The organism is Streptomyces sp. BV286, from assembly GCF_019090165.1.
Lineage (GTDB): Bacteria > Actinomycetota > Actinomycetes > Streptomycetales > Streptomycetaceae > Streptomyces.
This window is the reverse complement of the sequence record NZ_JAHRIB010000182.1, coordinates 1-19,858: the sequence shown is the minus strand read 5'-3', so window position 1 is coordinate 19,858 and position 19,858 is coordinate 1. Positions and strand designations below refer to the sequence as shown.

The 19,858-nt window shown below is 70.8% G+C and carries 17 protein-coding genes; 7 read left to right on the top strand and 10 right to left on the bottom strand.

Features of this window, described 5'->3' with window-relative positions; genetic code table 11:
* The first annotated feature begins 82 nt into the window (after positions 1 to 82).
* Complete coding sequence (locus KUF83_RS35870; RefSeq protein WP_308403292.1) at positions 83 to 2,956, top strand: D-alanyl-D-alanine carboxypeptidase; 2,874 nt, start codon at positions 83 to 85, stop codon at positions 2,954 to 2,956.
* A gap of 163 nt (positions 2,957 to 3,119) precedes the next feature.
* Positions 3,120 to 5,228 carry an MFS transporter gene (locus KUF83_RS35865; protein WP_374106231.1) on the top strand — a complete coding sequence of 703 codons (2,109 nt, stop codon included), beginning with the start codon at positions 3,120 to 3,122 and terminating at the stop codon, positions 5,226 to 5,228.
* 208 nt (positions 5,229 to 5,436) lie between these two features.
* Here the strand turns inward: KUF83_RS35865 and KUF83_RS35860 are convergent, their stop codons facing one another.
* The 3 genes from KUF83_RS35860 to KUF83_RS35850 all read right to left on the bottom strand — a co-directional run bounded on the left by KUF83_RS35860 (position 5,437) and on the right by KUF83_RS35850 (position 8,011).
* Positions 5,437 to 6,336 carry a MerR family transcriptional regulator gene (locus KUF83_RS35860; protein WP_308403291.1) on the bottom strand — a complete coding sequence of 300 codons (900 nt, stop codon included), beginning with the start codon at positions 6,334 to 6,336 and terminating at the stop codon, positions 5,437 to 5,439.
* Between the two features lie 127 nt (positions 6,337 to 6,463).
* Positions 6,464 to 6,979 (bottom strand): glutathione peroxidase, encoded by a 516-nt coding sequence (locus tag KUF83_RS35855; RefSeq protein ID WP_217459229.1) that lies wholly within the window; start codon positions 6,977 to 6,979, stop codon positions 6,464 to 6,466.
* Between the two features lie 9 nt (positions 6,980 to 6,988).
* Positions 6,989 to 8,011: an ArsR family transcriptional regulator gene (locus KUF83_RS35850; protein WP_217459259.1), complete on the bottom strand. Its 1,023-nt coding sequence runs from the start codon at positions 8,009 to 8,011 to the stop codon at positions 6,989 to 6,991.
* A gap of 93 nt (positions 8,012 to 8,104) precedes the next feature.
* Here KUF83_RS35850 and KUF83_RS35845 point away from each other — a divergent pair, with 93 nt between their 5' ends.
* Positions 8,105 to 9,289, top strand: a complete 1,185-nt coding sequence (locus KUF83_RS35845) for an MFS transporter (protein WP_217459228.1) — start codon at positions 8,105 to 8,107, stop codon at positions 9,287 to 9,289.
* 69 nt (positions 9,290 to 9,358) lie between these two features.
* Here the strand turns inward: KUF83_RS35845 and KUF83_RS35840 are convergent, their stop codons facing one another.
* The gene (locus tag KUF83_RS35840; protein WP_217459227.1) at positions 9,359 to 9,724 is read right to left on the bottom strand and encodes a PH domain-containing protein; all 366 of its coding nucleotides are present in this window, start codon (positions 9,722 to 9,724) and stop codon (positions 9,359 to 9,361) included.
* Between the two features lie 218 nt (positions 9,725 to 9,942).
* Positions 9,943 to 10,797: an aldo/keto reductase gene (locus KUF83_RS35835; protein WP_217459226.1), complete on the bottom strand. Its 855-nt coding sequence runs from the start codon at positions 10,795 to 10,797 to the stop codon at positions 9,943 to 9,945.
* A gap of 256 nt (positions 10,798 to 11,053) precedes the next feature.
* On the opposite strand from KUF83_RS35835, the gene KUF83_RS42265 reads away from it, so the two are divergent.
* From KUF83_RS42265 to KUF83_RS35815, 4 genes are all read left to right on the top strand, one after another.
* Positions 11,054 to 11,941, top strand: a complete 888-nt coding sequence (locus tag KUF83_RS42265; RefSeq protein WP_254644864.1) for a hypothetical protein — start codon at positions 11,054 to 11,056, stop codon at positions 11,939 to 11,941.
* Between the two features lie 27 nt (positions 11,942 to 11,968).
* Positions 11,969 to 13,123: a sensor histidine kinase gene (locus KUF83_RS35825; protein ID WP_217459225.1), complete on the top strand. Its 1,155-nt coding sequence runs from the start codon at positions 11,969 to 11,971 to the stop codon at positions 13,121 to 13,123.
* The gene (locus KUF83_RS35820; protein ID WP_374106230.1) at positions 13,120 to 13,812 is read left to right on the top strand and encodes a response regulator; all 693 of its coding nucleotides are present in this window, start codon (positions 13,120 to 13,122) and stop codon (positions 13,810 to 13,812) included. Before KUF83_RS35825 ends, KUF83_RS35820 begins: the two co-directional genes overlap by 4 nt.
* Positions 13,813 to 14,055: 243 nt before the next feature.
* The gene (locus tag KUF83_RS35815; RefSeq protein WP_217459223.1) at positions 14,056 to 15,396 is read left to right on the top strand and encodes a ferric reductase-like transmembrane domain-containing protein; all 1,341 of its coding nucleotides are present in this window, start codon (positions 14,056 to 14,058) and stop codon (positions 15,394 to 15,396) included.
* Positions 15,397 to 15,417: 21 nt separating this feature from the next.
* On the opposite strand, the gene KUF83_RS35810 is transcribed toward KUF83_RS35815, so the two are convergent.
* The 5 genes from KUF83_RS35810 to KUF83_RS35790 all read right to left on the bottom strand — a co-directional run bounded on the left by KUF83_RS35810 (position 15,418) and on the right by KUF83_RS35790 (position 19,796).
* Complete coding sequence (locus KUF83_RS35810; RefSeq protein WP_217459222.1) at positions 15,418 to 15,930, bottom strand: hypothetical protein; 513 nt, start codon at positions 15,928 to 15,930, stop codon at positions 15,418 to 15,420.
* Between the two features lie 110 nt (positions 15,931 to 16,040).
* The gene (locus KUF83_RS35805) at positions 16,041 to 16,304 is read right to left on the bottom strand and encodes a hypothetical protein (RefSeq protein WP_217459221.1); all 264 of its coding nucleotides are present in this window, start codon (positions 16,302 to 16,304) and stop codon (positions 16,041 to 16,043) included.
* 210 nt (positions 16,305 to 16,514) lie between these two features.
* Positions 16,515 to 16,922 carry an NUDIX domain-containing protein gene (locus KUF83_RS35800; RefSeq protein ID WP_217459220.1) on the bottom strand — a complete coding sequence of 136 codons (408 nt, stop codon included), beginning with the start codon at positions 16,920 to 16,922 and terminating at the stop codon, positions 16,515 to 16,517.
* A 1,153-nt stretch (positions 16,923 to 18,075) separates the two neighbouring features.
* On the bottom strand, positions 18,076 to 18,642 hold the full coding sequence (locus tag KUF83_RS35795; RefSeq protein WP_217459219.1) for a Uma2 family endonuclease: 567 nt from the start codon (positions 18,640 to 18,642) through the stop codon (positions 18,076 to 18,078).
* Between the two features lie 345 nt (positions 18,643 to 18,987).
* Positions 18,988 to 19,796, bottom strand: a protein-coding gene (locus tag KUF83_RS35790; RefSeq protein WP_217457892.1) for an IS5 family transposase whose coding sequence is annotated in 2 segments (ribosomal slippage) — positions 18,988 to 19,457 and positions 19,457 to 19,796 — 810 coding nt in all. Because the reading frame shifts where the segments join, the coding sequence is not laid out codon by codon here.
* Positions 19,797 to 19,858 lie beyond the last annotated feature (62 nt).

The window sequence follows — 19,858 nt, the reverse complement described above, 5'->3', positions numbered from 1 at the left end:
GGTGTCCGGGCCGCGTGTGCACTGGTTTACGGGTTCATGGTTCGGTTGGGCGCACGGTGTGTGGCGCACGGAGGAGGCATCGGTGGCGGGCGAGTCCCCCGACAGGTCGAAGCAGAACGAGTCGTCGGCAGAAACGACGTCGGGGAGCAGGGCTCCGGTTCCGGACCCGCGGCTCGCGGTCGCACGGGAGGCCGTGACGGCGGCCTCCCGGGTGGACACGGCCACGGCGGTGTTCTCGACGAAGAGCGTCACGGGTTCGGCGCGTTCCGCGGAATCGGCGGAGCCGGCGGATGCGGCGGAGCCGGAGGGCTCCGACGGGTCGGCCTCCGGGAGTTCCCGGGGGAGTGACGGTTCTGCGGAGCCGGAGAGGCCCGCGGAGGGCGGCGCCCAGGGCGCAGGGGGCGGCGACGCGCGCCTGCGGAACGCGGTGGCGGCCTGGGTCGCCACGGCGGACGAGAAGGCGCCTGAGGGCGCTTCTGCGGACGAGGGCGCCGGCGGCGGCACGGATGACGCCGATGCCGACGACCCGGGCGCAGACGCCGAGGTCTCCTCGGAGACCGAGGCGGACGCCGAAGCGGAGGTCGAGGCCGAAGCCGGGTCCGAGAGCCAGGCTTCGCAGGACGTGCAGGACGTGCAGGACGTGAGCGAGGCAGATGCTGAGGCTCCTTCGTCCGGCGCGGACTCCGGGCCGGACGACGTCGCTCCCGACATCGCCACGCCCGACGCCGACTCCGGCACCGCGGAGAAGGACTCCGAGGCCGACGCCGAGCGTGAGCCCGGCAGCGGGTCGACGGACGCGGTGACGTCGCAGCCGAAGGCCGAGACCGCGGCCGACGCCGATGCCGATGTCGAAGCCGACGAAGCGCCGGGTGCGGCGGGTGCGTCGGAGAGCGAGCCGAAGGACGCCGCTCCGAAGGACGCCGCTCCCGCCGACGCACCGGCCAAGGCCACCGCCTCGGATGCCGATGCGGATGCAGATGCCGAGGTCGGGGACGAAACCCCGGATGCCGCTGCCGCTGCTGCCGCCGGGGCCGGAACCCTCGCGGTGGACGCCGCCGAGGACGAGGCCCCCGACACCGATTCGGATTCCGCTGCGGACACGGCCTCCGGCGCGGACCCGGACCCGGGTGCCGGCAAGGACTCCGGCGTGGCCAAGGATTCGGCCGCCGCTTCGGACGTCGGCGGCGCCAAGGATTCGGCCGCCGCTTCGGACTCCGACGCGGTCGAGGACAAGCCCGAGCCCCGAGTCGACCAGGCCACCGCCGTCTTCAAGCGGCCGCCCTCCGTGGATCAGCCCACGACCATGCTCAAGCTGGGCGGCGCCACGTCCGCCACGGGTGACGGCAAGACCGGTGAGCGTTCCGCCTCCGAAGCGGATTCCGGGGCCGGAGCGAAGGCCGGGACCGGGCCGGACGCCGGAGCGGGCAAGGTCGCCGAGCCGGGCAGGGCCACCGGAACCGGCAAGGACGGCGCCGCGGCGGCCGGTGGCAAGGCGGCCGCAGAGGCCGAGGCCGAGCGCACCAGCAAGTTCGTGGCCCTCAAGCCGCTCGACGAGCCCGCGCCGCCGAAGGCGAAGCCCGCCGCCTCGCCCTCGGTGCCGCCGGCCGCCGAGACCACCGCCATCCCGCAGGTCGGCCCCGAACGGACGACGCAGCAGCCGCTGCCGCCGCGGCCCCCGCTGGACCTGCTGGCGGAGCTGACGAACACGCCGGCGCCCCGGCAGACCCCGGTGCGGACGCTCGTGCGCCGGGTCAAGATCTGGACGCCGTTCGTGCTCCTGCTGGCCGTGGTGTTTGCAGTCGTACAGGCTGTACGTCCGCTGCCGGCCCCCACCCTCGCGCTGACCGCCGACAAGTCCTACGCCTTCGAGGGGAACAAGGTCGCCCTGCCGTGGCCCGAAGAGGGCCAGGGCTGGATGGACGTCAACGGCATCGGCACGGTCGACACGTTCGGGGAGCAGAAGCCCGTCGCGATCGGCTCGGTCGCCAAGGCGATGACGGCGTATGTGATCCTCAAGGAACACCCGCTGAAGCCCGGCGAGGACGGCGAGAAGATCCCCGTCGACGCGAAGGCGGAGACGGAGGGCGGTTTCGACAAGGACGGCGAGTCGACGCTCAACACCGTCAAGGAGGGCGACACCCTCACCGAGAAGGACGCCCTCGCGGCCATCATGATCCCCTCCGCGAACAACATCGCGCGGCTGCTGGCCCGTTGGGACTCCAACGGTTCCGAGGAGGCGTTCGTCAAGAAGATGAACGACGCCGCCAAGGACCTCGGGATGACCAACACGACGTACACCGACCCCTCGGGCCTGAAGGAGACCACGGTCTCCACCGCCGAGGACCAGGTGAAGCTCGGCAACGAGCTCGTGGACATCCAGGCGCTGGTGGACATCACCAAGCTGCCGAGCTGGGTGGACCCGTCCGGCAAGAAGTGGGACAACTACAACCGCCTCGTGCCGTACAACAACGCCATCGGCATCAAGACCGGCTCCACCACCAAGGCCGGCGGCAACCTGCTGTTCGCGGCCACGCAGGAGGTCGGCGGCGAGAACGTCATCGTCGTCGGCGCCATCCTCGGCCAGCACACCCCGCCGATCATCGACACGGTCAACGCGGTCAGCAAGACGGCGATGATCGCCGCGCAGGAGGCGCTGACCTCGCGGAAGATCCTCAAGAAGGGTGACGTCGTCGGGTACGTGGACGACGGGCTCGGCGGCCGTACGCCGGTCGTCGCCACGAAGGACGTCTCCGCGGTGGGCTGGGCCGGACAGACCGTCAAGCTGAAGCTGAGCGAGGACGGCACGGCCATCCCGCACGAGGCGAAGGCGGGAACCAAGGTCGGCTCGCTGAGCGTCGGGGACGGTACGACGGGCGACGCGGTCGACGTCCCGGTCGCGCTCCAGTCGGACCTCACCGAACCGGGCTACGGCGCCAAGCTGACCCGGGTGAGCTGACAGGGAGTACGCCCCAGGACAGTCGAACCGACCGCACCCCGCCGACGAGCACCACCCAGGAGCCCTCCGGCGGGGTGCGTGCTAGCGTCGCGAGAACGGGGCAAGGTCGCCCGCCGCGGGGCCCGGCCGAGAGTGGAACAACGGGACACGGGAGTACCTTCACGTGGCGACAGCGGAGCCGACGCACGCCGACGACGCCGAGCCGAGCCGAGGGGCCGGCCCGCGAATACGCGTGCGTACACGGCACGTCGAGAGCCCCGGCACCGCCGGGCAGACCGACGGTGCCGCACCGTCCGGCACCTCCGGACCTCAGGACGTCGGCGAGGAGCCCACCGGCCCGGACGAGGGCTCCACCGATCCCCGCGACGGGGCGACCGGGCCGCGCGAGGCCCCCGCCGAGTCCGAGCGCGCGAAGGCCGACGGACACCCGAAAACCGACGGACACCCGAAGGCCGACGTGGGCCACGACGGCCCGGGCGACGGTGGGACCGGTGGTGAGGGCGGCGGACCGGACGAGCCCGCCGGCGGCGCCGAAACCACCCGCATGCACCGCTTCGTCCGCCACCCCGCGGTCCTGGCCACCGCACTCTCCGGCATCCTCCACGTCATTTGGTTCTTCACGTTCGCGAACAGTGGGGGCGACCTCGCCGCGCAGGACGCGTGGGCCGAGTTCGTCGGGCGCAACCCTGGTTCCGCGTACAACCTGGCCTGGTACGGCGGCATGCACCCCGTGTCGTACAGCGTGGTGTCCCCGTACCTGATGGCCGTGCTCGGCGTGCGGACGACGATGATGATCGCCGGGACGCTCTCCGCCGGGCTGCTCATGCTGATCCTGATGCGCACCAGAGCCGTACGGGACCCGGTCTGGCCGGCGCTCGCCGGAGTGTTCGCGCTCCTGTGCAACGCGATCTCCGGCCGGGTGACCTTCGGCCTCGGCACGGTCTTCGCGCTCGGTGCGACCGCCGTCGTCTTCTGCTGGCCGTACCGCTGGCGCTACAAGCGCTGGGCCAAGGCCCTGTGCGCCGCCCCGCTCGCCGCGATCGCGACAGCCGCGTCCCCCGTGGCCGGGCTCTTCGTGGGGTTCGTCGCGGTGGCGCTGTTCCTGCAGAAGCGCCGCCCGGGCGCCTACGCGCTGGGCATCGCGCCCGCCGTCGTCGTGGGCGTCTCGGCCTGGTTGTTCCCCTTCTCCGGCACGCAGCCGATGATCTTCGGGTCGGTCGTGCTGCCGTTCACGTACTCGGCGTTCGTCGTCTTCCTCGTGCCCAAGGAGTGGAAGACGGTCCGGATCACGGCGGCGGTGTACGGCCTGTCCGTCGTCCTCGTCTGGCTGATCAGCTCGCAGATCGGCTCCAACATCAGCCGCCTCCCCATGCTGTTCGCGGGGGTCGCGCTGATCGCCGCGCTGCCGTTCACCGTGCCGCGCTCGCGCAAGTGGTACACGATCGTCGTCGCCTTCGTGGGCATGAACGCCTGGATCAGCTTCAAGGCCGTGGACGACATCGTGCACACGACGCCCGCCGCGTCCTGGGCCCGCGAACTGGCCCCCCTCGTCAACCAGCTCCAGGAGGCGGGCGCCGAGAAGGGCCGCGTCGAGGTCGTACCGGCCCGCTCGCACCGTGAGGCGTCCGCCCTCGCCCCGTACGTCAACCTCGCCCGCGGCTGGAACCGGCAGGCGGACATGGAGCGCAACCCGCTCTTCTACGACGACACCCTCAACTCCGCGAACTACCACGAGTGGCTGAAGCGCTGGGCCGTCCACTACGTCGTCCTGCCCAAGGGCGAGCCGGACGGGGACGGCGGCCAGCGCGAGCGGCAGCTCGTGCAGCGCGGGATGCCCTACCTGAAGCAGGTCTGGGGCGACGCCAACTGGCAGCTCTTCCGGGTCGTCGACCCGACGCCGATGGCCGACCCGCCCGCCGTGGTCGACCGGGCCGAGCAGGGCGAGCTGACGATCGAGGTGAAGCGGGCGGGCCGGGTGCTCATCCGGATCCCCTACTCGCCGTGGCTCGGCCTCGTCGACGCGGAGGGCAAGAGCGTCAAACCGCCGCAGGAGACCGAGGAGTCGAAGCGGCGGGAGGACGACGAGGCGCCCAAGACGTACGAGAACGTCAACGGGTGTCTGATGGAGACGGAAGAGGACGTCAACGGGGACCAGTGGACGGAGCTGCTCGCTCCGCGGGCCGGCACGTATCGGTTGGCTGCGCCGTATCAGTTGCCCCGGGGTACGGGGTGTCCTGAGGAGATGCGGGACGCTGTCCGCGGGGAGGGGTAGCGCCACCGTGGGCTGCGCCACCGTGGGCTGCGCCACCGTGGGCTGCGCCACTGGGGGTGGGTGGAGCGGTGGTGGTTCGGCTGCGGGTGGGTGGGGGCTGGTCGCGCAGTTCCCCGCGCCCCTTAAAAGATTGCGCAGTTCCCCGCGCCCCTAAAGGACCGCGCTGGTCCCCGCGCCCCTGAACAGGCCGCAGAGAGGGGCGTTCCGGTCAGCCCGGGGTGATCGGGAATGCCACGTCGCACGCCTCGTCCTCCGGGGTTGCGGCGTCCCAGTCGGTGAAGTAGATCTCGCGGCAGGGGCCCGCGTAGGAGTGGCCCTCCCGTGCCATCCAGGCCTCCACGGCCTCGTACGCGGCGTGGATCTGCGGGGCGGCGACCTGGGCCTTGGTGATGCGGGTGTAGGCGAGGCGCCGGGCCGGTTCGAGGCGGGCCGCCGCGCCCCACGCGCGCGCGTGCTCCGCGGCCCAGGCGCGGGCCGCCGTCACGTCGGCGACGGGGACACAGCACTCGACGGGACCGTCGCTCTCGTCCGAGACCACCGAGTGGTAGACGGTGAAGGGCGACCCCGTCGAGCCGCCGCACTCCCCGGCTGCCTCCTCCAGACGTCCCAGCGACGCCGGGATCCAGAGGGGCAGCTCGTCCACCAGGGTGTGCCGTGTCTCCGTGATGACCCACTGCTCCGGTACGTCCACGGTGCGGATCTCGAACTTCGCGTACAACTCGGAACTCCTTCCGGAAAGCCGTCCACGGAGGTAGTGCGCGAGTGTCCGCTGCCCGGCGAGGCGTTCCTCGACGTCCGCCCAGTACGCGGCGACGAGATCCGCCGCCCCGGCCCCGTCGGCCTCCTGCCGCTCCACCACCTCGGCGATCCGCGCGAGGGGCATGTCGAGCCGGCGCAGCAGGAAGACCAGCCTGGCGCGTTCGATCTGGCCGGCCCGGTAGTAGCGGTAACCGGTCACCTCGTCGACCTGCGCGGGCGCCAGCAGGCCGAGCCTGTCGTACAGCCGCAGGGCCTTCGGCGACAGCCGCGCACGGGCGGCGAAGGCGCCGATCGTGAGCAGCTCCCCGGCCGCGGGGGCCGGGCGTCGCACAGGTTCCGAGTGGTCCACCGGCCCCTCCTCCGTCACCGGGCGAGCGCCGCCCGGTGGGAGGACGATGCGCCTTGTCCCAGGGGCAAGGTCAACCGGCAGGTAAACCGGCAGGTCAACCGGCGGGTGCCCGCGCGGGACGGACCGCTCAGCCGAGGTGGGCCTCGACCGCCGACACGACCTCGGCGGACTCCGGCTCGGTCTTCGGCGCGAAGCGCGCCACGACCGTGCCGTCCCGGCCGATCAGGAACTTCTCGAAGTTCCAGCGGACGTCACCGCTGTGCCCCTCGCCGTCCGCGAAGCCGGTGAGCCGCTCGTACAGGGTGTGCCGCGCGTCGCCGTTCACGTCGACCTTCTCGGTCATCGGGAAGGTCACGCCGTACGTCGCCGAGCAGAACTCCGCGATCTCCTCGGAAGAGCCGGGCTCCTGGCCGAGGAACTGGTTGCAGGGCACTCCGAGCACGGTGAAACCCTGTGCCGCGTACCGCGCGTGCAGTCGCTCCAGGCCCGCGTACTGCGGGGTGAGCCCGCACTTGGACGCCACGTTGACGATGAGTACGGCCTGGCCCTTGTACTGGCCGAGGTCCGCGGAACCGCCCTGCAGCGCGTCGATGTCGACGTCGAGAACCGAGGCGTCGGAGGTACTGGCGTTGTCGTTGGTCATGTTCGGATGCTAACTCCGGTCCGTCGGCACCCGGGCGGCGCCCTGGGCCCTGAGAAGAACCTCACCCGCGGCCGTCCGGTAGTAGAGCACCGACCGCCCGGAGCGCCGCCGCCGCACCAGCCGGGCGTCGAGCAGGACCTTCAGATGGCGGCCGACGGAGCCGAGCCCCTGCCCGGTGACGGCGACCAGCTGGCTCGTACTCATGGGGGAGTCGAGGCGGGCGAGCACACCGGCCCGCGCGGTGCCGAGCAGCCGGCCGAGGCTCTCGGGGGTGGCCGACCCGGCGGAGGGCACGGTGTGCGCGGCGGACGGTTCGGTGTGTGCCAGCACGCCCGAGCACGGGTACACGACCGCGTACCGGTCGGGCTCCTCCCACGACACCCAGCCGTGCCGCTGCGGAGTCACCGGTACGAAGAGGAGCTCGGCACCCGAGATCTCCTGGGGCGGGTACTCGTGCAGGTTGACCTGCAGCCGGTTCTCGCCGAGCCAGCGCATGCCCGGCCGCATCGCGTCGAGCGCGGCCGCCCAGCCGCCCTGGCTCAGCTGGGCGGTGCGGGCCACGACATCCGCTTCCAGTACGCGGCGGCGACGGGGCCAGTAGGGGCGTACGGCCTCGGTCCAGAGGTGGGTGAGCAGGTCGGCGGCGCGGCCGGGGAGGTCGTCGCGGCCCCGGAGGATCGCGGGCAGCGGGCCGCGCAGGGCGACGACGAGGTGGGCCCGGGCCGCCTCGGGCGAAGCGTCGCGCACCCGGGCGACCTCCGCGGCGAAGTCCTCGTCGCCGCGCGGGGTCGGCGTGAGGAAGTCGGCTATCCACTCGGGTCCGAGGCCCGCCCGGACGAGGGCGGCGGTGACGGGGTCGGCCGCCAACCGCCGCCGGTGGTCCGGCAGATGGGCGTTCAGCCAGGCCCGCTCGCCGGGGTGCGCGGCCGTCCCCGCACTCAGCGCCTTGAGGCAGGCGAAGGTCTCGGCGAGCGGCGAGATCACGAAGCGGCTGCCGGCCAGGGTGTCGGCGTTGACCTGCCACCAGCCCATCTCCACGCCCTCCGGTCCGTCGTCGCGCGCGATGGTTTCGCACAGGCGCGAAACACTAACGGCCGCTCCGGCACCGGTCCAAGACTCCGGTCCATGCGAACGACGTACCGCTCCCTCTTCCGCACCCCGGAGTTCACGCCCCTCTTCCTGGCCTCCTCGGCGCAGGTGGCCGCCCAGACGATGAGCGGCCTCGCGCTCGGCACGCTGGTCTATCGGGCCACGGACTCGCCCCTCCTGTCGGCCCTGAGCATGTTCGGCCCGTCGCTCGCCCAGGTCCTGGGCGCGACCACACTCCTGTCGGCGGCCGACCGCCTGCCGCCCCGCGCCACGATGACGGGCACCGCGCTCGCGTTCGCGGCGGGCACGGCACTCCTGGCGCTCCCCGTCCCGCTCTGGGCGGTCTTCGCCCTGATCCTCGCCCTCGGCCTGGTGGCCTCCCTGGGCGGCGGGGTCCGCTGGGGCCTGCTGAACGAGATCCTGCCCAAGGACGGCTACATCGTCGGCCGCTCGGTCTTCAACATGGCGAACGGGATCACGCAGGTCGCGGGCTTCGCCGCGGGCGGCGTCCTGATCGCCCTGCTGTCCCCGAGCGGCACACTGCTCACGGCGGCGGCCCTGTACGCGACGGCCGCCGCGGTCGTCCGACTCGCCCTGACCCCCCGCCCGCCGAGAGCCACGGGCCGCCCCTCGGTACGCGAGACCTGGCGCACGAACAGGACCCTCTTCTCCGCAGGCCCCCGCCGCCACCTCTATCTGGCCCTCTGGCTTCCCAACGGCCTGATCGTCGGCTGCGAGTCCCTCTACGTCTCGTACGCTCCCGGGCACGCGGGTCTGCTCTTCGCCTGCGCCGCCCTGGGCATGCTGGTCGGAGACGTGACGGTCGCCCGCTTCGTGAGACCCCACCTGCGGCCCCGGCTCGGGGTGCCCCTGCTCCTGCTGCTGGCGGCCCCGTACCTGCTCTTCCTCCTGCACCCCCGCCCGTCCCTGGCTGCGGCACTCGCCGCCCTGGCCTCGGTCGGCTTCGGCGCGAGCCTCCTCCAGCAGGAACGCCTGATGGCCGTCACGCCACCCGAACTGGCGGGCCACGCACTGGGGTTGCACTCGTCCGGCATGCTGACGATGCAGGGGGTGGGAGCGGCGCTGGCGGGATCGATGGCCCAACTGACGTCACCGGCAACGGCGATGGCGGCGACGGCGGCCGCGTCGATCACCGTCACGCTGGCCCTGGCACGGGGACTCAGGCCCGTACGGCCGTCCCCCGTACCGGATTTGGCATGAGACCAGCAGCCAGCAGCCAGCAGCCATCAGCCAGCAGTCATCGCGTACGCCGATGCCGGTACGTGCTACCTATCGCGCCACGAACTGGGTGAGGATCGCCTGGACCTCGTAGATGTCGACGCCCTTGGTGAAGGTCTTCTGGATCGGCGCCGGTGACCCGGAGATCCAGATCTTCAGCTCGGCGTCGAGATCGAAGGTCCCGGCGGTCTCGACGGCGAAGTGCGTGATGCTGCGGTACGGGACGGAGTGGTACTCCGTCTTCTTGCCGGTGATGCCCTGCTTGTCGACCATGATGAGGCGGCGGTCGGTGAAGAGGATGGTGTCGCGGATCAGCTGGAAGGCGGCGTACACCTGCTCGTTCTGCCCGAGCAGCCGCGCGTAGTCGTGCTGGGCCTTCCCCGGGTCGACGGTGTGCGCGTTGCCGAACAGTGCCATGACAAACCCCCCGTTGGGTGTGTGAAGTCCCAAGATCCTCGCACCACAGGCCAATCGGAGCAATGGCCGCCGGCCCACGGGTGGGCGCCGAGGCGGATCCGGGCCGACGGGCGCGCCCTTGGTCCCGCCGCCATCGCAACTAGTGGCAGGCGCCGTCAGAGCCTTCGCGGCCCTCACAGCCTTCGCGGCCGTCGCCCCGTCGTCCCGTCGCCCCCTCGTCAGGCGAGGTCGGAGAGGTCCTCCGGGGTGAGGGTGATCGACCCGGCGGCCATGTTCTCCTCCAGGTGCGTGAGGGAGCCGGTGCCGGGGATGGCCAGGGTGGCGGGGGAGGAGGCGAGCAGCCAGGCCAGGGCGATCTGCGCGACCGTGCTCCCGTGTCGTTCCGCGACCTTGGCCGTGCGGTCCCCCGCGGGATCGCCGATGCCGCCGCCCAGTGGGAAGAACGGCACGAAGGCGATGCCGGCCTCCTCGCAGGCGGCCAGGAGCCCGGCGTCGTCGCGCCTGCCGGCGTGGAAGTGGTTCTGGACGGCCGCGACGGGTGCGATCGCACGGGCCTCGGCGAGATGGCCCGCGCCGATGTTGCTCAGGCCGAGATGGCGGATCAGGCCCTCCTCGCGCATCGCGGCCAGCGCCTCGAAGCGGGCGGAGACGGACTCGCCGTGCGGCGCGTCCATGAGGCCGATGCGCAGATAGACGAGATCGAGGCTGTCCAGGCCGAGGGTTTCGAGGTTCTCCTCGACCAACGGCCGCAGCGCCGACGGGTCGTTGGTCTGTGTCACGCCCCCGTCGGGGGTACGGACCGGCCCGACCTTCGTGGCGAGGACCAGGCCGGCCGGGTAGGGGTGGAGGGCCTCGCGGATCAGGGCGTTGGCACGGACGGTGCCGTCGTCGCTGGTGTAGAAGGCGGCCGTGTCGATGTGGTTCACGCCGAGTTCGACGGCGCGGCGCAGGACGGCGCGACCGGTTTCGGGATCGCGGGCCGGCCCCTGGAAGCCGTTCGCGGACAGGCGCATGGCTCCGAAGCCGATGCGGTCGACCGGGAGTTCGTCACCGAGAAGGAAGTCGTTGCTCATGAGCCACAGCCTGGGCAATCAGGCACTCCGGCCGCCAACCCGTGGCAGCTTGCTGCCAGCGGGCACGACCCCCCAAGCCAAGTGAAGAGGCTCGATCCATAGGGGGCACCGATCGTGTCACCAGAGCCGTCCGCCCCGCCGGGCTGCGCAGTCACCACCCGCGCCGGTCGTCCGGCGGGGTCATACCCAGGTCTGACCCCGCGATTCAGCTCCCGGTCCGATGCCCCGCAAGGACGCTGAAGGCATCGTCGTCAGCATGACGAACCCGACGACATCCGCGGCCGCCCCAGTCACTCCGGCCACCCCGGCCATGTCGGCCATTCCAGTCACCCCGGCCGCCCCGACCACCCCGGCCATGTCGGCCACCCCGGCCATGTCGACCAAGCCAGTCACCCCGATCGGTGTCCGGCTGAGCGGCGCGCTGCCTGTGGAGCGGTGGGAGGTCACCGGCTTTCCCGGGCGGTGGGTGGGCGGCACCGCCATGGTGCTCGGCCCACTCCTGATGCTGACCGGCGCGCTGCTGCGGGCCCGCTTCCCCTTCTTCTTCCCGGACCAACTCGCCGCGTACGAACGGCACCCCGCCCTGATGGCCACCGCGTACGGCCTCTTCGCGGCGGGCAACCTGATGCTCTGGCCCGCCGTGGCCGTCGTTGCCGCACGGATCGGGGCGCGAAGTGCAGGCTGGGGCCTGTGGGGCGGCGTCCTGGTGATGTTCGGGCTGTTCGCCCGCGCCTTCCACGCCGGGGTGGACCATCTCGCCTTTCAACTGGTGCGTTCCGAGGGGGCCGGTCCCGCGACCGAGGCGGTCTCCGCCGGCTACGGCGCCTTCCACGTCTTCGCCACGCTGAACGTCGCCGTTCTCGCCGGATGGATCGTCCTCGCCCTCGGCGCCTGGCGTACCCGGGTGCTCGGCCCGGTCCGCGCCGGCGCACTTGCCCTCACCGCGGCACTGCCCCTCGGAGTGCTCAAGGGGACCACACCGCTGTCGCTGCTGGCGCTGGCCGGACTGTGCGCCGCACTGGTGCCGCTGGGCCTGGCGCTGCTGCGCGAAGCGCCCCGCCCCGGCCGGGCGGCGGTGCTGCGCTGGGTGCCGCTGACACTGGTGACGTTCGCACTGATGCTGCTGCTCGGACAGGCCGGTTGAGTGCGCACGTCCCAGTACGGTCGGACCATGACGCCCAAGCGGCAGCGCCACCTCCAGGCCCTCGACCTCGGCGTGGCCCTGGCCCTGACCGCCGTGTACGTCGGCTTCGCCCGGCCGGACACCGACGACGGCCAGCCCGTCTTCACGGGACCGTTCTGGCTCGGCTGTCTGATCGCCGTCGCGGTCGGGCTGCCGATCGCCGTGCGCCGCCGTTGGCCTCTCGCGGTCCTGGCCGTCGTACTGACCGCCCTGGCCACGGCATCGCTCCTCGACATCACTCGTGAGCCGTACGCCGCCGCCGGGCTCGCGGCCTACCTCGTCGGACTGGCCGAGCCCGCCCGCCGCTCCGTACCGGCGCTTGCGGTGACGCTGACGCTGGCGTGCGGTGCCGTGTACGTCGGTGAGGCGGTGGTCACCCCCGCCGACGACGGGCGGGGCGCTGCCGGGGTGGCCGGGCTCGTGGCCCTGGTGATCGGCGGGGCCTGGGGTACGGGGTTCACCGTGCGGGGCCGCCGGGCCGAGGCCGCCCGGAAGCAGCGGCGCCGGTCGGAGCGCGCACTGGACGAGGAGCGCCTGCGGATCGCCCGAGAGCTGCACGACATCGTCTCCCACAACCTCAGCCTCATCGCCGTCACGGCGGGTGTCGCCGGGCACGTGGCGGAGGCCGACCCACGGGAGGCGCGGGCCGCCCTCAAGGTCATCGAGGAGACCAGCCGTTCCGCGCTGGCCGAGATGCGGCGCACGCTCGGCGTCCTGCGTACCGAGGGTGCGCCGCTGGGACCCGTACCGGATCTCGACGGACTCGACTCGCTGGCCGCGGAGGCACACCGCGCGGGCGTGGACGTCGACATGAGGGTGCACGCCGTGGAGGACTTGGCCGAAGGGACACGGCTGACCGTCTACCGGATCGTCCAGGAGGCCATCACCAACGTGGTCCGGCACGCGGCCCCGACCCGCTGCCAGGTGACGGTCGAGGCGGACACGCGAGAGGTCCGCATCGACATCGTGGACGAGGGCCCACCGTCCGTACCCAGGCAAGCGGCCCGCCAACTACCGGGAGGGCACGGCCTTTTGGGAATGCGGGAGCGCGCGATGATGTACGACGGCAGCTTCGAGGCGGGCCCGCGGCCGGAGGGCGGCTTCGCGGTGTCCGTCCGCCTGCCGGCCGAAGGGAACCGATGACCATGACCGACGTGACCCCGGTCCGGGTACTGATCGCCGACGACCAGGCCATGGTGCGCGGCAGCTTCCGCGTCCTCGTCGACCACACGCCCGGCATGACGGCCGTCGGCGAGGCCGCGAACGGAGCGGAAGCCGTCCAACTGGCCCACCGGGAAAGGCCGGACGTCGTACTGATGGACATCCGCATGCCGGACCTCGACGGCATCGAGGCGACCCGGCGGATCTGCCTCGACCCGGCCCTGCCCGGCGTCCGCGTCCTCATCCTCACCACCTTCGACCTGGACGAGTACGTCTACGCCGCCCTGCGCGCAGGCGCCGCAGGCTTTCTCCTCAAGGACACCCCGCCGGCCGAGGTCCTCACCGCCATCGGCGTCGTCGCCGCGGGCGAGGCACTGCTCGCCCCCTCGGTGACCCGCCGCCTGATCGCGGAGTTCGCCCGCCGCCCGGAGCCCGCGCGTCCGCCCAGCCGCACGCTGGACGGCGTCACTGACCGGGAGTTGGAGGTACTCGGCCTGATCGCACGGGGCCTGTCCAACACGGAGATCGCGGACCACCTCCACCTGAGCCCGGCCACGGTCAAGACCCACATCGGACGCCTGCTCGCCAAACTGCACGCACGCGACCGCGCCCAACTCGTGATCGTCGCCTACGAGACGGGGCTCGCGGGCGACCGCGGACGAGGAGTGTGAGGAACTGGCGACGGCGGCATCCCGGCCGTTCGCCGCGATCCGGACCAGGGCGGCCGGTTTCGACGGTCCTGGTCCGCGATCCGGACCAGGGCGGCCGGTTTCGCCGGTCCTGGCGTGAACGGATCGGGCCGCCGCTCCGTATCCTTATCCGATCGAGGTGCGTATCGCACGAATCACTCGATCTTCATGGGGTTTGTCCATATGGGTCGCGCGAGCCGCGGCCAAGGGGGATGTGAGGCGACCATGGCGACGGCGAGTGACGCGGTGCGCAGAGGCACCGTTCTTCCGGTGGACGCGGCACGCTGGGCGATGTGGACCTTCGTCATCGTCAACGCGGTGATCGTCGAGACGCTGTTTTTCAGTGCCGGTTCGGGCAAGAACGGGGTGCTCACGGTCGCCAAGTTCTTCGGCCTGCACGCGGCCCTGCTGATGGCCTTCCAACTGCTGCTAGTGGCCCGGCTGCCCTGGCTGGACCGCCGCATCGGGATGGACCGGCTCACGGTGTGGCACCGCTGGCTCGGCTTCACCCTGCTCTGGACGATCCTCACCCACGCCACCCTGGTGATCCTCGGCTACGCGACACTTGACGACACCTCCATGGGCAAGACGTTCGTCGCGCTGAGCGGCGTACCGGCCTCCCTGCTGGGCATGCTCGCCGCGGCCGTCATCGTCGTGATCGCCGCGATCTCCACCAGGCCCCTGCGCCGGCGACTGCGGTACGAGGTCTGGCACGGTCTGCACCTGCTGCTCTACGTGGCCCTCGGCCTGTCGTTCGTCCACCAGTTGCAGGAGACCACGACGTTCACGTCCTCCGCGTTCGCCGAGGCCTACTGGTGGCTCCTGTGGCTGTTCGCCTTCGGCGCCCTGCTGACGGGGCGTGTCGTCATGCCGCTGTGGCGCAACTTCTACCACCGGTTCCGCGTCACGGCCGTGGTACCGGAGTCGGACGACGTGGTCTCGGTCTACGTCACCGGCCGACACCTCGACGAACTCCCGGCCCGGGCAGGCCAGTTCTGCATCTGGCGGTTCCCCGGACACCACCACTGGTGGCTTGCCAACCCCTTCTCTCTGTCGGCGGCGCCGGGCCCACAGGGGCTGCGCCTCACGGCCAAGGCGGTGGGCAGCACGAGCGCAGGACTGCGGAACGTCCCGGTCGGCAGCCGTGCCTTCGTCGAGGGACCGTACGGGGCGTTCACCTCGCTGCACCGGTCCCGGCCCGGCACCCTGCTGATCGCGGGAGGCGTGGGGATCACCCCCGTACGGGCCATGCTGGAGGAGGAGACGGCCGGCGACGTCGTCGTGCTGTACCGGGTACGCAGCGAGGCCGACGCCGTGCTGCTGAACGAGGTACGCGACCTGGTCGAGCTCCGGGGCGGACGGCTGCACCTCCTCACCGGTAGAACCGGCGAGGGCCACACCCCGCCGTTCGGCCCGGACAGCCTGCACCGGCTGGTCCCCGACATCACCGAACGCGACGTGTACGTCTGCGGTCCGCCCGCCATGACCGCGGCCGTACTCTCCGGCCTGCGAGACCTGCGGGTCCCCACACGACAGGTGCACGCGGAGAAGTTCGGCCTGGCCTGACGGAAGGCGGGGCGGTGCCGGTCAGCACCAGGCGGTGCCGTCGTGGCTGGCTGTGATCTCCAAGCCGTAGTCCCCGGAACTGTCCCCGAGATCGCTGGGGAACCACACGGCGAGATGGGCGGTGGTGCCCGCGACGGACTTCTCAAAGCAGAGCGCCGAGATGTCGACCGCGAGGTCGCCAGGTGCCGGGGACGGCGAAGGGTTGGTGCTCTCGAGTCGCCAGCCGTCCTCCGCGGCGGCCTGACGATAGAAGGTCAGCACGTCGGCTCGCGACGTCGTGAACCGGTAGGACTGCCCGGCGTAGGCGAATCCGTCATCCTCGTCGCACCCGGAGTACCGCTCGTCCTGCGGCCGGGTCCGGCTCGGGTGCGCGTCGAGGACGGACGAGGACGCCAGCGTGGGGGCGAGCTCTTCGTCAGCCTCGGTACAGCCATAAAGCAGCCCACTCGACAGCGCCCACACCCCAGTTGCCGCGAGGGTGGCCATGCCGCCCGCACCGAGGAGTATCACTGCGGCCCCCGCCTTCAGCTTCATGGCGCGGAGCGTAGCAGCGGGCCTGGAGGCCGGATCGTGCATGGCCAGGGCCCACCGGTAGGCCCCTACTCCGTGGCGAGCGGCAACTCGCGGGCTTTCCAGCAGTGGACCTACTCATAGAGCGTGGCGGCCAGAAGTGCCTGAGCGAAGTAGGTCCAGTTGCCGCCCGGCGGCAAGGTCTCGCCCTGGTATCGCTCGTACCAAGACGGCCCAGCGTCTGCCACCCATGCAGCCAACGCTTCGAGAAACTGCTCCAGAGTGGGGTTCTCCCACTCCTCCCCGCGTTGACGGTAGTCCTCCGTGAGCTTCGCCAGGAAGGCAACGAAAGCTTCCTGGCTGGCGATTGACTCGTCTGCTCTCAGCGGCGATGACATGCGGCTCACCATACGAGTCGACCATCCGTAGACCTGGGGAAACGACAGGTACCCGCGCGGCACAGCTCTGGAGCGACCTCGTCGTTCCAGACTCTCGGCTGGGGAGTCATTGAGGTCTGGTCGGCTGGTCAGTCGGCCATCGTCGATTGTTGACGATCGGCTGCGGTCGTAGTGACCGCTGTACTCCACTGCTGTGGAGCGGTCACGGGATCAGGAAAGCCGCCCGGCCTCGTGAAGCGCGTCGAAAGCCATCTCGTCGACGGCCGAGACCCGGTCCCGATCGGCGTAGCGGAACCACGCCTTCTCGGCGATCTCCCTCGACGGGGTCAGCTCACCGCGGTGATCGGCGGTGTAACAGATCATCCGGAAGGGGCCGTGATCCGGGTGGCCCTCGCCGATCTCGAAAGTGCCGAAGTGCCCCATGGAACCGGAGTCGATCACCGCCTGCAGTTCCTCGTCGATTTCCCGCACCAGGGTCTCGCCGTCGGACTCGCCCGGCTCACGATGACCGCCCGGCAAGTAGAAGCGATCTCTGCCGTGACTACGCGTCGCCAACACCCGGTCGTCCCGCACCAGAATCCACGCCACTTTCTCCGGCACACCGTTGCCATTCGCCATGGCTCGGGACCGTATCGGAAGGCATCGTCTGCATCAGCACCGTCCGCACAATGAGCGTGGGAAGCTTGGGTCTCGGTGAGGGCTGCTCGGCTGAGCAGACGCGGGGCCTGGCTGACCGGCGGCCTGGTCTCCGCCGTTCCCCGTGGTACCCGCACGATCTGGCACGTATCCGACACGGGAGCGGCCGTCCGATCCTTACGTCTGCCTTGAGTCACGGACTACTCGTAGGTGGTCGCAGCTCGTAGGGGTGTGCGAAGAGGCTCCAGCGACCGCTGGCGGGCAGATCGCGACCGGCACTGCTGTACCCGCCGTCCGCGTTGTCCAAGCGGTACGAGTTGACCGAGGCCTTCCGGAGTTGACGGCGCACATTCCCAGCCTCGCCTGAGAAGCCAACGCGCAAGGTACGGACAGCCGTTCAGGTCTGAACTGTGTCCAAAGGCGGTCGGCTTGCGGCAGGATTGCACAGCACTGACAAGGTCGAAGTCGAGTTACGCGCGACCTTCCAGGGAACGACCTCAAGTGCATCACAGCGAGCCGAAGGGGGCTGCTCATGAGCGGTACATCACGGTCGCGTCACGACAGGACGGAGCCGGGGCCGCCGCCCGAGCGCGGCTCCAACCGCTTCAGCGACGATCCCCCTGATCCCCTTGCCTCGCTACTGGCCAAGGTGAACATGGGGGAACACGTATCGACTCCTGGAGACAACGCGGGCGGCGAAGACCGCGACCCCCATGACGAGGAATGGCGGGAACACGATCGCCACGGCCCGTATGCGCAGGGGCGTCGCCGGAGGAACTAACGCACAGCGCGGAGCCCTTCTGCGGCAACGCAGGCGGGGAGGGGTGCTCACGCGGTCCGTACACGATGTGTACGGACCGCTTGCGCTGCCCCGGACGGGCTGTGATGAAACGCTCTCTGAATAGGCGTTTTCCCTTGGTGCCTTCGGCAGGTCTCGAACCTACGACACCCGCTTTAGGAGTGGGATTGGATCCTTGCCCGGGGGATGCCTGGCGCTGCCGCGCGGTGCTGTTTCCCCTGGTCAGAACCACGCGTGGTCAGATCCGCGCGCGAGCCACTTGATCCGGCTCATGCCGCCCTTTGTCGGGCAGTCCGCTCACGCATCGCTCACGCGCTGCCGGCTGCTGAGCGTGGGTCAGACCTGGCCTAGGTCGATCTCCGCCGGGAAGGGGGCCGCTACCTTGAGGACGCCGGTGAACACGTCTCCGTCCCGGTAGGTGTTCGTCGCGGGGTCGAGAACGTAGGTGTACACGAGAGGAACGCCGGTTGCGGCCTGCTCGATCCGCCAGTAGAAGGCGATGCCTGCCTTGGCGTACTGGTCGACCTTCACGATCCGGTGGGTGGTTTCCGAGCCCGGCGACACCACCTGCGCGACCAGCAGCACGTGCTCAGGGCGGGTCGGGGTGATGTCGATCGTGTCTGCGCGGTACACGACGACGTCCGGGCGGTGATTCGTGAGCGGGACGTCCTGAAGTCGGACGTCGAAGTCCGTGTCGGCGTTCCACTCCGTGCCCGCAGCGGCATCCAGGGCGTTCGCCAGAATCCGGGCCATCCGGTTGTGCCGCTTGGACGCACTCGGACTTACGACGACCATCCCGTCCACGATCTCGATGCCGGCGCACTGCTCCTCGGGCCAGGACTCGTACTCCTCCGCCGTGATCTGCTCATGCATCCACGCCGGGGCCACCATCTCGGCCGTCATGAGGCACCTCCCGGACACTGTGGTGCGGGCCCGATCCCGCTGGATTCAGCGTTGTCCGCCATCCTTCCAGCACGCTTGTGTCGGAAGGGCCTGCCTTCCGGCAGCGGCGGTGGGTCCGGCTTCGGCCTCCGGTCCCGGGGCCTGATCTGCTCACGCTCGCCCGCTCGGATGCGGTCGGCCCCGGCCTGAACCGTTGCCCGCCCGCACCGCTCACGCAAACGGCCCCAGGCGGGGAGCCCGAGGCCGAATAGAGCGCCTCCCTGGGGAAGAAACCCCAGGTCAGCGGCGTATTGCATGGTGCCCCCGGCAGGATTCGAACCTGCGACACCCGCTTTACTGATCGTTTCAGAATGAGATTCGGAGTCGTCTCAAGCAGATGATGCTGCAGGCGAGTTGGAGGAGTCCGAGGTGGAGGTCGGCGCGTATCTCGTAGCGGATCCGGAGTCGCTTGAACTGGTGGAGCCAGGCAAAGGTCCGCTCGACGACCCAGCGGGTCTTCCCCAGCCCGGAGCCGTGAGGGGTGCCTTTCCGGGCGAACTTCGGGGTGATGCCGCGGGCCCGGACAAGACGACGGTACTTGTCGTAGTCGTAGCCGCGGTCGGCGAACAGCCGGCTTGGTCGGTGACGTGGCCGACCTCGAACACCGCGGATGCGGGGTATCGCATCCAGCAGGGGCATCAGCTGAGTGACATCGTGACGATTCCCGCTGGTCAGCGCGACGACCAGCGGGGTGCCGTGCCGGTCGACGATCAAGTGGTGCTTGCTGCCGGGCCGGGCCCGGTCGACCGGCGAAGGTCCGGTGTGAGCCCCCCTTTGAGCGCCCGGACGTGCGAGCCGTCAATCGCAGCGTCGTCCATGTCCAGCAGACCCGCGGCCCGCAGCTCCGCCAGCAGCACCTCATGCAGCTGCGGCCAGACGCCGGCCTCGGTCCAGTCCCGCAGACGCCGCCAGGCCGTCACCCCGCTGCAGCCGACCTGTTCCGCCGGAACGTCCCGCCAGCTCACGCTCTTGCACAGCACGTAGACGATGCCCCGCAGGGCAGCCCGGTCATCTGCAGGCAACCGCCCGGGATACCGGCGCCGCCTGGGCGGACGAGCAGGCAACAACGGGGCCACACGTTCCCACAGGTCATCAGGCACAAGATCAGCAGACACCCAACAAATCGTGCCGACACAACACCCAACTGCCAAGCCCCACAACGAACTTCATTCTGAAA